Annotated in this window: 13 protein-coding genes; 6 read left to right on the forward strand and 7 right to left on the reverse strand. The window is 71.9% G+C overall.

Annotated elements, in window-relative coordinates; genetic code table 11:
• Positions 1–29: 29 nt before the first annotated feature.
• The 3 genes from ACZ6SA_RS27205 to ACZ6SA_RS27215 are packed head-to-tail and all read left to right on the forward strand — an operon-like array spanning position 30 to position 2366.
• Entirely contained in the window at positions 30–647 is a 618-nt protein-coding gene (locus ACZ6SA_RS27205) for a DedA family protein (protein WP_347648126.1), read from the forward strand.
• Positions 631–1731 (forward strand): sensor histidine kinase, encoded by a 1101-nt coding sequence (locus ACZ6SA_RS27210; protein WP_347648125.1) that lies wholly within the window; start codon positions 631–633, stop codon positions 1729–1731. The genes ACZ6SA_RS27205 and ACZ6SA_RS27210 overlap by 17 nt, the downstream gene beginning before the upstream one ends.
• Positions 1722–2366: a response regulator transcription factor gene (locus tag ACZ6SA_RS27215; protein WP_347648124.1), complete on the forward strand. Its 645-nt coding sequence runs from the start codon at positions 1722–1724 to the stop codon at positions 2364–2366. Before ACZ6SA_RS27210 ends, ACZ6SA_RS27215 begins: the two co-directional genes overlap by 10 nt.
• 27 nt (positions 2367–2393) lie before the next feature.
• Here ACZ6SA_RS27215 and ACZ6SA_RS27220 read toward each other — a convergent pair whose 3' ends face one another.
• From ACZ6SA_RS27220 to ACZ6SA_RS27245, 6 genes are all read right to left on the reverse strand, one after another.
• Positions 2394–3416 carry a zinc-dependent alcohol dehydrogenase family protein gene (locus tag ACZ6SA_RS27220; protein WP_465831215.1) on the reverse strand — a complete coding sequence of 341 codons (1023 nt, stop codon included), beginning with the start codon at positions 3414–3416 and terminating at the stop codon, positions 2394–2396.
• Between the two features lie 203 nt (positions 3417–3619).
• Positions 3620–4123 (reverse strand): DUF305 domain-containing protein, encoded by a 504-nt coding sequence (locus ACZ6SA_RS27225; protein ID WP_465831217.1) that lies wholly within the window; start codon positions 4121–4123, stop codon positions 3620–3622.
• A 314-nt stretch (positions 4124–4437) separates the two neighbouring features.
• On the reverse strand, positions 4438–4860 hold the full coding sequence (locus ACZ6SA_RS27230) for an SRPBCC family protein (protein ID WP_465831219.1): 423 nt from the start codon (positions 4858–4860) through the stop codon (positions 4438–4440).
• A 109-nt stretch (positions 4861–4969) separates the two neighbouring features.
• Complete coding sequence (locus tag ACZ6SA_RS27235; RefSeq protein WP_465831221.1) at positions 4970–5569, reverse strand: TetR/AcrR family transcriptional regulator; 600 nt, start codon at positions 5567–5569, stop codon at positions 4970–4972.
• Positions 5570–5657: 88 nt separating this feature from the next.
• Positions 5658–6554 carry an RNA polymerase sigma-70 factor gene (locus ACZ6SA_RS27240; protein ID WP_465831223.1) on the reverse strand — a complete coding sequence of 299 codons (897 nt, stop codon included), beginning with the start codon at positions 6552–6554 and terminating at the stop codon, positions 5658–5660.
• Between the two features lie 182 nt (positions 6555–6736).
• The gene (locus ACZ6SA_RS27245; RefSeq protein WP_465831225.1) at positions 6737–8068 is read right to left on the reverse strand and encodes a serine hydrolase domain-containing protein; all 1332 of its coding nucleotides are present in this window, start codon (positions 8066–8068) and stop codon (positions 6737–6739) included.
• 251 nt (positions 8069–8319) lie between these two features.
• On the opposite strand from ACZ6SA_RS27245, the gene ACZ6SA_RS27250 reads away from it, so the two are divergent.
• Both ACZ6SA_RS27250 and ACZ6SA_RS27255 read left to right on the forward strand, forming a co-directional pair.
• On the forward strand, positions 8320–9102 hold the full coding sequence (locus ACZ6SA_RS27250; protein ID WP_465831227.1) for an AfsR/SARP family transcriptional regulator: 783 nt from the start codon (positions 8320–8322) through the stop codon (positions 9100–9102).
• Positions 9103–9195: 93 nt separating this feature from the next.
• Positions 9196–9666 carry a hypothetical protein gene (locus tag ACZ6SA_RS27255; protein ID WP_465831229.1) on the forward strand — a complete coding sequence of 157 codons (471 nt, stop codon included), beginning with the start codon at positions 9196–9198 and terminating at the stop codon, positions 9664–9666.
• 230 nt (positions 9667–9896) lie between these two features.
• On the opposite strand, the gene ACZ6SA_RS27260 is transcribed toward ACZ6SA_RS27255, so the two are convergent.
• Positions 9897–10472: a DUF4091 domain-containing protein gene (locus tag ACZ6SA_RS27260; RefSeq protein WP_465831231.1), complete on the reverse strand. Its 576-nt coding sequence runs from the start codon at positions 10470–10472 to the stop codon at positions 9897–9899.
• Between the two features lie 1064 nt (positions 10473–11536).
• Here ACZ6SA_RS27260 and recD2 point away from each other — a divergent pair.
• A complete protein-coding gene (gene recD2 / locus ACZ6SA_RS27265) occupies positions 11537–13705 on the forward strand; it encodes an SF1B family DNA helicase RecD2 (protein WP_347648114.1) in 2169 nt (722 codons plus the stop codon).
• Positions 13706–13738 lie beyond the last annotated feature (33 nt).

The raw sequence follows: 13738 nt of genomic DNA on the forward strand, positions 1-13738 counted from the left end.
CATGTCCGATCTTGCCTAGCGTTGCTGCCATGACTGACTGGTTGGTTGGACTGATGGAGAGCCTCGGGGCGCCCGGGGCGGGCCTCGCGATCGCGCTGGAGAACCTCTTCCCGCCCCTGCCGAGCGAGGTGATCTTGCCGTTGTCGGGCTTCACCGCCAGCAGGGGCGAGCTGGGCCTGATCGAGGTGCTGGTGTTCACGACGCTCGGCTCGGTGCTGGGGGCCCTGGCGCTCTACGGGGTGGGCGCGGCGCTGGGCCGCGAACGCACCCTGGCGCTGGCCGCCAAGCTGCCCCTGGTGAAGACGTCCGACATCGAGAAGACCGAGGCCTGGTTCGGCCGCCACGGCCGCAAGACCGTCTTCTTCGGCCGGATGATCCCCGTCTTCCGCAGCCTGATCTCCATCCCCGCCGGCGTGGAGCGCATGCCGCTGCCGATCTTCACGGCGCTGACCACGGCCGGCAGCCTCATCTGGAACACGATCTTCGTGATGGCCGGCTATCTCCTGGGCGAGCAGTGGTCGGTCGTCGAGACGTACGTGGGGGCCGGCAGCTACGTGGTGGTCGGCCTGGTCGTGCTGGCCATCCTGGTGTTCATCGGGGTCCGGCTGACCGAACGGCGCAAGGGCAGGCATGCGTCTGGCCGCTGAGGGCCTGCGGCTGCTCGGCGCCGTGACGCTCGGCGCCATGACGGCGCTGTGCGGGCTCGTGTTCCTGCTGGTGGCGCTGCCGTTCCTGGCCAATCCCAACGTCGTCGCCGCCTCCCGGCGCCTGGCCCGGCTCGAAGCCCGCCGCCTGCGCCTGGACACCGCCGGCCTCACCGCGCTCACGGAGAGCGACCTGGGCGCGTCTCGCTACCTCGCCGCGCGCGTCCCGCTCGGGCTGCTGGGCGGGATGGTGATCGCGCTGCTCGTCTACGGCACGGGCGCGGCGGTGTACATCGTCGTGTTCTGGGGCCAGGGCAAGCCGCTGGACGGCATGCTGCCGTCGGTGCCCCTGCTGGCCTACACCGTGGTGGCCGGCAGCGTGCTGCTGTTCCTCGACCTGTCGGGCATCGTCGGGGTGCACGCGCTGGAGCGCATGCTGATCATGCGGATGCTGGGCCCCGACCGCACCCAGGTGCTGGAACGCAGGATCGCCGAGCTGGCCGAGAGCCGGGCCGGCATCGTGGCCGCGGTCGACTCCGAGCGGCGCAGGATCGAGCGTGACCTGCACGACGGGCTGCAGCAGCGGCTGGTGGCGCTGTCGATGCTGATCGGACGCTCGAAGCGGGGCCGCACGGAACTGCTGGAGCAGGCGCACCAGGAGGCGCAGGAGGCGCTCGCGGAGCTGCGCGAGGTGGCCTGGCGGGCCTATCCGAGCGGCCTGGACTCCCTCGGTCTGGGCGAGGCGCTGGCGGGCGTGGCCGAGCGGTCCAACGTTCCCGTCAAGGTAGCCTGCGAGCTGCGGCGACGGCCGCCGATGGCGGTGGAGACGGCGGCCTACTTCGTGGTCAGCGAGGCGGTGACCAACGCCGCCAAGCACGCCGCCGCCACGCTCATCACGGTCGAGGTGCACGAGGAGGACTCCCAGGTGGTCGTGCGGGTGCGCGACGACGGCCGCGGCGGCGCGAGCCCGGCGGGCGGCGGCCTGTCCGGGCTGGCCAGGCGGGTGGCGGCGCTGGACGGCACGTTCGAGCTGACCAGCCCGCCGGGGGGTCCGACGTCGATCACGGCGGTGCTGCCGTGCGGGTGATCCTGGCCGAGGACTCCACGCTGCTGCGCGAGGGCCTGGTCCGGCTGCTGGTGGAGGAGGGCCACGAGGTCGCCGCCGCGGTGGCCGACGCCGAGTCGCTGGTGTCGGCGGTGGCGGCGTACGAGCCGGACATCGCGGTGGTGGACGTGCGCATGCCGCCGACCCACACCGACGAGGGGCTGCGAGCCGCCCTGGAGATCAGGACACGCTGGCCGGCGGTGAAGGTGCTGGTGCTGTCGCAGTACGTCGAGAAGAGGTACGCCACCGAGCTGATGAGCGCGGACGTCGAAGGGGTCGGCTACCTGCTGAAGGACCGGGTGGCGCAGGTCGGCGACTTCCTCGACGCGCTGGAGCGGGTGGGGGCCGGGGGAGCGGCGTTCGACCCCGAGGTGGTGCGGCAACTGCTGGCCCGCACCACCCAGGTCGATCCCCTGGCCCGGCTCACCGCGCGCGAGCGCGAGGTGCTGGAGCGGATGGCGCAGGGGCTGACCAACGCCTCGATCGCGCAGGCGCTGCACGTGTCGCAGAGCGCGGTGGAGAAGCACGTCAACTCGCTGTTCGACAAGCTCGGTCTGTCGCACACCGCCGGCTACAGCCGCCGGGTGCTGGCCGTGCTGCACTTCCTGGAGTCCTGAGTCCCATGGTTGTTCCTTCGTGGCGGGTCAGGGGCGGAGCAGGGTCTTGATGGCGCGGCGTTCGTCCATTGCCCGGTAGCCCTCGGCGGCCTCCTCCAGTGGGAGGTCGAGATCGAAGACCCTGCCGGGATCGATCTTCCGGTCCCAGATCAGGTCGATGAGCTCGGGCAGGAAGCGCCGGACCGGAGCCGGGCCGCCGTGCAGGTGCACGGCGGAGAAGAACAGCTCCTCGCCCGGCAGCGCGACGTCGTGGCTGACGCCGACGTAGCCGACGTGGCCGCCGGGCCGGGTGGAGCGGATGGCCTGCATCATCGATTCCTGGGTGCCGACGGCCTCGATGACCGAGTGCGCGCCCAGACCTCCGGTGAGCTCCTTCAGCTGGGCGACGCCCTGGTCGCCGCGTTCGGAGATGATGTCGGTGGCGCCGAACTCGACGGCGAGCTCCTGCCGGTCGGCGTGGCGGCTGAAGACGGCGATGTGTTCGGCGCCGAGCTGCCTGGCGGCCAGGACGCCGAGCAGCCCGACCGCTCCGTCGCCCACGACGGCGACCGTCCTGCCGGGCCCGGCTTCTGCGGCGACGGCGCCGAACCAGCCGGTGCCGAGCACGTCGGAGGCGGTCAGCAGGCTGGGGACGAGGCCCGCGTCCGGTTGGCCGGGGGTGGCGACGAGGGTGCCGTCGGCCAGCGGGATCCGGGCGTACTCGGCCTGGGTGCCGATCGCGCCCATCAGCTCGGCGTGCACGCACCGGGACTGGTAGCCCGCCCGGCAGATCTCGCAGGTGTTGTCGGAGGCGAAGAACGAGCCGACGACGAAGTCCCCGACCTTGATCGTTTCAACCTGGTCGCCGGTCTGCTCGACGACGCCCACGTACTCGTGTCCCATCGGTGCCGGGCCGTCACCCTGGTCGATGCCGCGGTAGGGCCACAGGTCCGAGCCGCAGACGCACGCCGCGGTGACGCGGATGATCGCGTCGGTGGGCTGGACGATCCGCGGGTCGGCGCGGTCCTCGACGCGTACGTCGCCCGGACCGTGCAGAACTGCTCCACGCATGACAGGTGTCTCCTTCGACGGCGTCGTTGTGATGACGGCGGACGCCCGTGGACGGTCGCGTCCCGCCTCGGCGGTGCGTCGCCCGGTTACGGCGTCCCGCCTGGTTTCCCACCTCAGGGTGAACGTTCCCCAGGTGGCCGGGGCCTGAACGGCTCAGCGCGCCGGCGCGAGCCAGGGCCATGACCGCCGGTATGGCCCTGGCGTCATTTCGGGCTTGCGGGCATGCCGGGCGCTTCCGGGATGCAGGGCATGTTCCCCTGTCCGAACCACTGGGCCAGGTACTGCCGCATCGTGCGGACCTCCGCCCACTGGTCGTCGCGCACCTTGCGGGCGAAGTCGGAGACCTCGGCATGCTGCGCCTCACCGTGCATGAGGAGCTGCTGCGACATCATGATCGCCATCATGTGGTGCGGGATCATGTGCTGCAGGAACGTCCTGTCGAGCTGATCTCCCGACAACCCCGGCAGGTCGGGCATCGTGGTCCCGCTCGGGCTCGGCGCCGGGCTCTGCCGGTACCACTGCTCCAGCCAGCCCTTCATCCTGCCGACCTCGGCGGTCTGCGTCGCGACGACGGACTGCCCGAGCTGCCGCATCTCGGGTCTGGTGGACCGCCGCAGCTGCCGGGCCGCAGTGATGGCGTCCTCGTGGTGCGGCACCATCCGCGACAGGTAGTCGTACTCGCTGGTGATGGGACGCATCTGCCCCATGCCCGGGCACGTCGGCTGCGGGCCCGTGGGAGAAGGACTCGGGGAAGGGATCGGCGGAGATCCCATGGCCGCCGCGGTGGCCCCCGAACCCGTGACGATCGCGGCCAGGAATGCCCCGGCGGCGATCACAGTCTTCATGGAGCGTCGCTTCATGCGTCGTCCCCCCACGCCGGATCGACACCTCTTCCCACGGTAATCCCGCAGTTCTGACCGGCCGACGTCAGGTCCGCCGGCGCTGATCTGACCGCACGTCCGGAGCCGCGCACGCCCCCGTGCGGCGTCGATCGACCCGATCCCGCGCAGGGTCGGCGGGATCAGCGGCGCAGCAGCGCGCCCAGCTTGCGCAGGGAGTGGCGGGCGAGGGCGCGGACGAGCGGGCGGGCCAGCGGCCACAGGGCCCGGCCGAGCGGCCCGAACGGCAGGCGCAGCTCCTCGGCCCAGACGACCCGGCTGCCGCCGTCGTGCGGCCGCACCCGGATCGCGCCGCGGCCGCGCACCACGCGCCCGGTGTGGTTCATGATCACCAGAGTGGGAGGCTCCCAGCGGGTGATCGTCATCGTGTCGAGGAAGCCGAACGGCCGCACGCCGGTGTAGGCCTCTACGGCGTGCTCGCCCACCTGGCGGGCGGTGGTCATGAACATCCACTCCCGGTGCCTCGGCCAGTCGGTGATCAGCGCGAAGACGCGTTCCGGCGGCGCGGGCACGTGGACGGCGACGGCCGTGTACACGGGTTTCATCCGGCTCCCTAGGCGCGTGACCACATGGTCTCCTCCCGCTCGGACCCTACCCGCGCCGGCGGTCCGGCACGACGCCGCGGCGCGCGACGGCGGCCGAGCCGGTCGCGGGTCAGTCGCGCAGGTCGGGGAGGGAGTCGAGCCAGTCGGTCAGCCGCCGGCCCTCGCGGGTCATGACGCCGGGCTCGCGCAGCGCGTTGGCCAGCAGCGACATGCCCTGGTAGGCGCTGACCAGCGTCAGCGCGAGCCCGTCGGGGTCGGGCAGCGCGAGCTGCCGGAACTGGCGTCCGGCCCAGTCGAGCAGCAGCCGGATGACCTTGCCGCTCTCCTCGTGGAGGCCGCCCTCCTCGCGTTTGCCCAGCTCGGCGGCGAGGGTGCCGGTGGGGCAGCCGTAGCGGGCGGCGAGCTCGCGCTCGCCGACCCAGGCCTCGACGAGGCCTTTGAGCCGCTGCCTGGGGTCGGGGATGCGGTCGAGGCGGGTGGTGAGGGTCCGCAGCGCGTGGGCGTGCTCGGTGAGTGCGGCCGCGACGAGGTCGTCCTTGGTCTTGAAGTAGTAGTAGACGTTGCCCACGGGAACGTCGGCGGCGCGGGCGATGTCGGCGATGGTGGTGCGCTCGACGCCCTGCTGGTGCACGACCCGGGCGGCGGCGGCCGTCAGCCGCTGCCGTTTGGCGGTCGCCGTCGTGGCCCGCGAACCCTTCGAGTCAGCCATCTGACTCACTATAGGCCCGGCCACGCCGCCCTTGCCGGAGTGGCCCGCATCGCCCGGCCCTGGCGCCCGCGGGGCCGGGCGGCGCGGCTCATGCGGCCACCGCGGCGAGCTTCGACGGGTTCATCATCCACAACACCCGGTCGATGCCGTCGGAGGTAACGCTCACCGTGACGACGGCGACCACCCGCCCCTCGTGGGACAGCCGGACCGAGGCGTGCCCGTCGGCCTCGACCGGCTCCACCGTCACGCCCTGCCAGAACGTGCCGGCGAACGCGTGCACGTACCTGGCCACGCGGTGGCGGCCGACGACCGGGAACTTCGAGGCGCGCACGGCGCCGCCGCCGTCGGAGTAGGAGACGACGTCCTCGGCGAGGAGCGCCTCGAGCCCGGCGATCTCCCCTGACCGGGCTGCCGCCACGAACGCGGTCAGCAGCCGCCGCTGCTCGGAGGCGGCGACGCTGGCGCGCCGCCCCGCGGCCAGGTGCTTGCGCGCGCGGCTGACCAGCTGGCGCACGTTCGCCGGGGTGTGCCCGATGATCTCGGCGATCCGCTCGTAGGAGTGGTCGAATGCCTCGCGCAGCACGTACGACGCGCGTTCGGTGGGCGTGAGCCGCTCCAGCAGCATCAGCACCGCGACTTCCAGGGCTTCGGCGCGCTCGGCGCCCAGCGCCGGGTCGGCGCTGGTGTCGACGGGCTCGGCCAGCCACGGGCCGACGTAGGTCTCGCGGCGTGCCCGTGCCGATCGCCGCACGTTGATCGCCAGCCGGGTGGTCGTGGTGGCGAGGAACGCCTCGGCGTTGCGCACGTTGCGCCGGTCGCTCGTCTGCCATCGGATCCACACCTCCTGGAGCAGGTCGTCGGCCTCGCTGACGCTGCCCAGCATGCGGTACGCGATCCCGAACAGGCGCCCGCGTACCGCCTGGAACGCCTGCTCGGCCTCTCGCAGGCTGCCGGAGCCTGCCGCCAGGTCTTCGTTCGACTGCATCGTTGCCGGTCCTCGCTACTCGACGAGCTCTTCCTGCCGGGGAGAGCTCCCGCATCAGCGCGGCGATCTCCCCGGGAACCGGGGGGAGGGTTCCGCCCCACCTGCCCAGGACCGGGCCGAACATGGTTGACCCGGCGCCGCGGCGCCGGGCGACCGCCAGGGGAGCGGCCGTCCGGCTGGGGTCAGGCGTGCCAGCCGGTCACGCCCCCCGGCACCGGCGCGCCGGGGTCGTAGGGGTCGCGGGTGAAGATGAAGGTGTTGAGGTCGAGGTGGTCGGCCGCCACCCGCAGCGTCTCCCCGGCGTAGTAGCCGTCCAGGCCCAGCCACGTGCCGTCGTCCTGCGGCACGAACCGGGAGGCCCGCCCGCCGCCGCCGACCGGTTCCAGCGACAGCCCGCGCTCGGGCAGCAGCCGCAGCGCGTACGGTTTCGGCCCCCAGTGCCACAACCCGGTCAGCTCCAGCAGGTGGGGGTCGGCGGCGGCCGGCTGCCATTCGTCGGGCAGCCGCGGTTCGTACTCCTCCAGGATGTCCAGCAGGTCGGTGGCGAGCCTGCCGCTGAGCCCGGAAGTGGTGTTGGCCATGAACAGCACCCCCCCGCCGGCCGCGGGGTCGGCCCACACGGTGGCCAGGAAGCCGGGCATCGACCCGGTGTGGCCGGCCAGGCGGCGGCCGCCGGGCCTGGCCAGCTGCAGGCCGAGCCCGAACCCGCCGGTCCAGGTGTCGCCGTCGTCGACGCCGGCCGGCTCGCGCATCTCGGCGAGGGTGCCGGGGCACAGCACGCCCGCGGTGTCGCCGCCGAGGAAGGCCGCCCAGCGGGCCAGGTCGTGCGGGGTGGACCACAGTTGTCCCGCGGGGCCCATGGCGTCGGCGTCGTGTTCGGGTTCGGCCAGCACCACGTCGGCCCACGGGTGCACGGCGTAGCCGGTGGCGTGGGGGGCGCGGGGCCGGGCGGTGGTGTCGTGCATGCCGAGCGGGTCGAGTACCTCGGCGCGTACGGCCTTGAGCCACGTGGTGCCGCGCAGGCGGGCGACGAGCTCGCCGAGCAGCGCGAAGCCGAGGTTGGAGTAGTGGAAACGCCGGCCTGGCCGGTGTTTGAGCTCGCCAGGCCCGAGACGGTCCAGCAACTCGGCTGCGGGCACGCCGGGGGTGCGCTCCCACCAGTCGGTGGGCGGCTCCGCGGTCAGACCGGCGGTGTGCGACAGCAGCTGGGCGATCGTCAGGTGCCCCAGTGGCGCGCCGGGCAGGTGTTCGTCCAGCGGGTCGGTCAGCCGTAGCGTGCCTTCGTCGCGCAGCCGCATGACGACGACGGCGACCATGCTCTTGGTGATCGATCCGAGCCGGTACTGGGTGGCGGCGGTCGGTGCGGCGCCGTCGACGCGACCGCGCCCGCCGAACCACGCCGTCGCGCCGTCGCGCACGATCGCGGCCGTCAGCGACGGCACCCTGCATTCGGCCTGTTCGACGGCGAGCCTGCGCAGCAGCGCACGTGCCGTCCTGTGTCCCACCTGCGTCATGGGCGACAAGATTAGCCGCCACGCGGGGGCCGGGTCGGGCCCTTTCCTCCTGACCGTCCGTCCGGGCCCGCCACGCGGGAGCGCGCCCGCGCCTCCGGACGCCGGAGGGCGCCGACGTTGCCGAAATTTCGTGACGGCACCGACGATTTTCTACCGGTTCGGTGCTATCGCCGCAGGTAGGGTGTGCAGCAGACCGATGGTCTGGGTCCCCCACGGATGAGTCTGATCCCGCACAGTGAAGGGGACCGGAGATGGCGGACAGCGGCTCGCGGGCCGTCCTTCTCATGCTTCTCGGTGGTTTCCGGCTGATGGCCGGTGAGGAGCAGATCGTGCTGTCCAGCGGATCGGAGCGCCTGCTGGCGTACCTGGCGCTCAGCAGGAACACGGTGACCCGGTCGGTGATGGCGGCGGCGCTGTGGCCGGGGGTGCCGGAGCGGCGGGCGCAGGCCAGCCTGCGTTCCGCGCTGGCCCGCCTGGACGGGGACGGCCGGCGGCTGCTGCGCGTCGACTCGAGCGGCCTCGGACTGTGCCCGGAGGTCGGAGTGGACCTCGACGAGGCCAGGTCCCTGGCGCGGCGCCTGCTGGACCCGCTGGAGCCCCCGCAGGACGGCGACGTGTGCGCCGGCTCGATCGAGGCGCTGTCGGACGGCCTGCTGCCCGGCTGGTACGACGACTGGGTGCTGGCCGCCTCGGACGAATGGCACCAGTTGCGCCTGCACGCGCTGGAGGCGTTGTCGGGCTGGTTCCTGCAGGCGGGGCGCTTCGCCGAGGCGGTGGCTGCCGCGGGCGTGGCCGTCCACGCCGAACCGCTGCGGGAAAGCGCTTGCGCCGCCTTGATGGACGCGCATCTGGCCGAGGGTAACCAGGCTGATGCACTCCGTCACTTCCAGGCGTTCGAGCGAAATCTGCGCGACGAACTCGGCATCACGCCGACGCCCCGCTTGCGCGAGCGGGTCGCGGGTCTGCTCACGGAGCGCCTTCCTCCCATGCGGGCGCCGTCACGCCCCGGTCACGCCCGCATGACGGGCCGGTGACAAGGCATTCGCCACGCTGTCGGAAGACGCCGGACCACGGCGACGGCATCGACCGTCACGCCGGGCCCGGCGACCGCAGAAAAAGGGGGAAGCATGAAGCGCTCCAAGGCAGGCGTGCTGCTGCTCAGTCCAGCGCTCATCGCCGCACTGGCCGTCGACCCGGCCGTTGCCTCGGACACCTCTGCCGTGTCCATCGCCCAGAACCTCACCGCGACGACCTCCACCACCATGCACAGTGCCACCGAAGAACTCGCCCAGCCGCCGCGGCGCAGGGCCAAGAGGCGGCGCTACAACGCGGGCCGCAGGGACGGCTTCGCCGAGGGCCGCGCGGACTGCCGCGCCGGCCGGGACCACGACCTGCAGATGTCCGGCAGCGGCGCCTTCCGGCGCGGCTTCCGGGACGGCTACAACGAGGGCTTCAGCAGCTGCACCCGTCCGAAGCCCACGCAGAGCCCGACCGCTCCCGCGCCCAGCCCGAGCCCGACCACTCCCGCCCCCGGCGGCGGTGGCGCTCCGGGCGGCGGTGGCGCTCCGGGCGGCGGTGGCGCTCCCGGCGGTCAGTGACAGGGTGACCGAGGGGCCTCGCCCCGCGCGCGAGGGGTGAGGCGCCGCGGCCACGACCCGGACGTCACCAGGGCTCCGTCCCGGCAGCGGGACGGAGCCCTCCTTCGCGCCGTGCCCGTGCCCGTGCCTGTGTCCGTCCCCGGTGACGGGACTCCCCGCGACCAGCCGAGCCAGCCGGGCCATGTCCTGACCGTTGAGCCCGAGCTGGTTGCGGAACGTGCGTCGGCTCGTCATCGCTGCGCGCCTCCGGGTCGGAGCCGTGTGGTGACCTTGATCGCGTCCGTCCGCCAGTCGCGGTAGGCGGCGGGCGCCCAGACGTACTCGTAGGTGTCGGTGACGACGTCCTTCGCGCCGGCCAGCCGCCTCGCCTTCGCCGGCAGGGCCGGGTCGGCGCCGGTCGAGGCGCCGTCGATCGCCTCGCGCAGCGACTCCAGGAGGTTGTAGTCCTCCAGGCCGTCGCGCACGTTCTCCAGCCGGATCGACGGGATCGGTCCGTCGGGGCCGGGATAGAGCAGCGATCCGTCGCCCGCGTAGGTGTTCCACGTGCGCGGGTCCCAGGTGCTGAGCGGGCCGTCGTCCAGGATCGGATGGCCGTACCAGCGGTCGACCCGGTAGTAGAGGAACCCGTCGACGCCGGCCTGGTGAGCCATCGGGCCGAGCAGCGTGCGCAGCTGGCCGGGGTCGTAGCCGACGAACATGTTCGGTGTCGGATTCACGTTGCCCGCGTGGAGGTACCACCACGCCTCGCGTCCCTGGGCGTGACGTTCGGCGGTGATCTGCGGGTCGTACCAGGGAACGTCGCGCACCCACCAGTCGATGAACTGAGATCAGGTGTCCACCGAACCCGGTCCAACTCCACGAGGGCCCTTATGGGGAAGTGCCATTGTGTACAGATCGCCGGTTGAAGTTCGGCTCCTCACCGGAGCCTGCAGGCTGACGTCGATCTCCCCATCCTAGGTAGGCCACGCGTAAACTCCTCTCGGAGCCCTGAAGCCGTGGTAGCCGTCATAGCCGTACGTTCCTGCCCCGACCTCGATGTAAGACGCGCCAGTGGTGTCGATCGAGCACTTGACCCATTTTCCGTAGCCGGCGCCGTTGCGGCACACAACCCTATGGGTGGAGCCGTGGACGTGTACGACCATCTCACCCACCGCGGACCGACTGTCCGGCGCACCGTCGCCGACGTAGACGGCAGACTTCGTGGCGCAGGCCCGGGCGGCACGATTCGTCAGATCCCATGTGCAGTGCCGCGTGTCGTTAAAGTTGGGCGTTGTCGCAACGTACGTCCCCCACTCCCCGCGGATCCAGGGCTCATAGGCGGCCCCGGCAGGCGTGGCCACGCTGGCAGTGCCCACGGCAACAAGCGCAGCCGTGGCCGCCAGCCTTAGCAGCGATCTCATATTTGCCTTTCCCTACGTCCTTGGATGTGTTGCGTCTGGGTCCCCCGAGGCAACCATGGGGCCGTCATAATCCCGTCATAACTGCCGTCCCCGTTTCTGATGGGGACGGGCGGACAGACGCCGTCTGACATAGGTGTAGCCCGCTCGGATCCGTGTCATGAGCCCCGAAATGGAGAGTCACAGGCCGCAGCGGGTGACGGTGCCACCCAACTCGGGGTTTCGGTCCGGGCGTTCGAGGATGAGTCGGGCGCTCGTCCTCGCCGCCGCGCTCCGCGACCGAGGAGGAGGTGATGTGAAGCCCCGGCGGGACGCCATCAAGGCCCGGAGAGGGAAGAAGTGCTCACGCGTTCATGATGATTCGAGGGCTCAGCGGCTCGGGGCAGGTGCCGGGAGATGTTGATCTGCCCTAATCTCATCGTGTGGGAAGGCCGGACGCAGGTGCAGAAAATAACGTTACCGAACTGTGCGCAGTGCTTGAACGCGTCACCTACGCCGATGAGACCAGCGGCTACACGATCGCCCGGGTGGCGACCGAGCGTTCCGGCTCCGATCTGCTGACTGTCGTCGGCCCGCTGCTGGGTGCGCAGGTGGGCGAGTCGCTGCGGCTGCGGGGCCGCTGGACCTCCCATCCCCGCTACGGCCGCCAGTTCGAGGTGTGGTCCTACACCACGGTGCTGCCGGCCACCGTGCAGGGCATCCGCCGCTATCTCGGCTCCGGACTGATCAAGGGCATCGGCCCGAAGATGGCCGAGCGGATCGTCGACCATTTCGGCGTCGACACGCTGGAGGTCATCGAGCGGGAGCCGGGGCGCCTGGCCGAGGTGCCGGGGCTGGGCCCCAAGCGGACGAAGATGATCGCCGCCGCTTGGGAGGAACAGAAGATCATCAAAGAGGTGATGATCTTCCTGCAGGGTGTCGGCGTGTCCACCTCGATCGCGGTGCGCATCTTCAAGCAGTACGGCGAGTCGTCCATCTCCGTCGTCAGGACGCAGCCGTACAAACTGGCCGACGACGTGTGGGGGATCGGGTTCAAGACGGCCGACACCATCGCCCAGGCGGTGGGCATCCCGCACGACAGCCCCGAGCGGGTCATGGCCGGGCTGCGCTACACCCTGTCGCAGGCCGCCGACGACGGCCACTGCTACCTGCCGGCCCCCAACCTGGTGGGCGACGCGGTCAAGATCCTGGAGGTGCCCGCCGACCTGGTGTCCGCCTGCCTGGAGGAGCTGGTGGCGGCCGAGGGCGTGGTGCGCGAGCCGATCCCCGCGGGCGACAACGTGGTGCCGGCCGTCTACCTGCCGCCCTTCCAGCGGGCGGAGTTGTCGCTGGCCTCCGGCCTGCGGGGGCTGCTGGGCAACGGCCACGACCGGCTCAAGGCGTTCGCCGACGTCGACTGGGAGCGGGCCGAGCAGTGGCTGCGCGGCCAGACGGGCGCCGAGCTGGCGGCCGAGCAGCGCCAGGCGGTGCGCCTGGCGCTGACGGAGAAGGTCGCGGTGCTGACCGGCGGGCCTGGCTGCGGCAAGAGCTTCACCGTGCGCTCGATCGTGCTGCTGGCCAGGGCGAAGCGGGCCCGGGTGATCCTGGCCGCGCCGACGGGCCGGGCCGCCAAGCGCCTGGCGGAGCTGACCGGCCACGAGGCCACCACGGTGCACCGGCTGCTGCAGCTGCGCCCGGGCGGCGAGGCCACCTTCGACCGCGACAACCCGCTGGACGCCGATCTCGTCGTGGTCGACGAGGCGTCGATGCTGGATCTGCTGCTGGCCAACAAGCTCGTCAAGGCGGTCGCCCCGGGCGCGCACCTGTTGTTCGTCGGCGACGTCGACCAGCTGCCCTCGGTCGGCGCCGGAGAGGTGCTCAAGGACCTGCTGGCCGCCGAGGACGTGCCGCGCGTGCGGCTGACGCAGATCTTCCGCCAGGCCCAGGAGTCCGGCGTCGTGGTCAACGCCCACCGGGTCAACACCGGTCACCATCCGGTCCTGGAAGGCATGGGGGACTTCTTCCTGTTCCCGTGCGAGGAGCCGGAGGAGATCGCGGCGCTGACGGTCGACGTGGTCGCCCGCCGCATCCCACGCCGTTTCCGGCTCGATCCCCGCCGCGACGTGCAGGTGCTGGCGCCGATGCACCGCGGCGCGGCCGGGGCGGGCGCGCTCAACACGGCCTTGCAGGAGGCGCTGACCCCGGCCCGGGAGGGCATGCCGGAGCGCCGCTACGGCGGCCGTGTCTTCCGCGTCGGCGACAAGGTCACCCAGCTGCGCAACAACTACGACAAGGGCGCGGCCGGGGTGTTCAACGGCACGGTCGGCATCGTCACCGACATCCGTCCCGACGAGCACAAGCTGACCGTCCTGACCGACGAGGACGAGGCGGTCGACTACGCCTTCGACGAGCTGGACGAGCTGGCCCACGCCTACGCCGTCTCCATCCACCGCTCGCAGGGCAGCGAATATCCCGCGGTCGTCATCCCGCTGGCCACCAGCGCCTGGATGATGTTGCAGCGCAACCTGCTCTACACCGCCATCACGCGCGCCAAGAAACTCGTCGTGATCGTCGGCTCGCGCCGGGCTCTGGCCCAGGCCGTGCGCACCAGAGGGGCGGGACGCCGGCACACCGGCCTCACCCACCGCCTCGCAACGCGCTGACCTGCGGGAGATCACCCGCGCAGAAGTGATTGA

The sequence above is a fragment of the Nonomuraea sp. NPDC049378 genome (assembly GCF_055586745.1).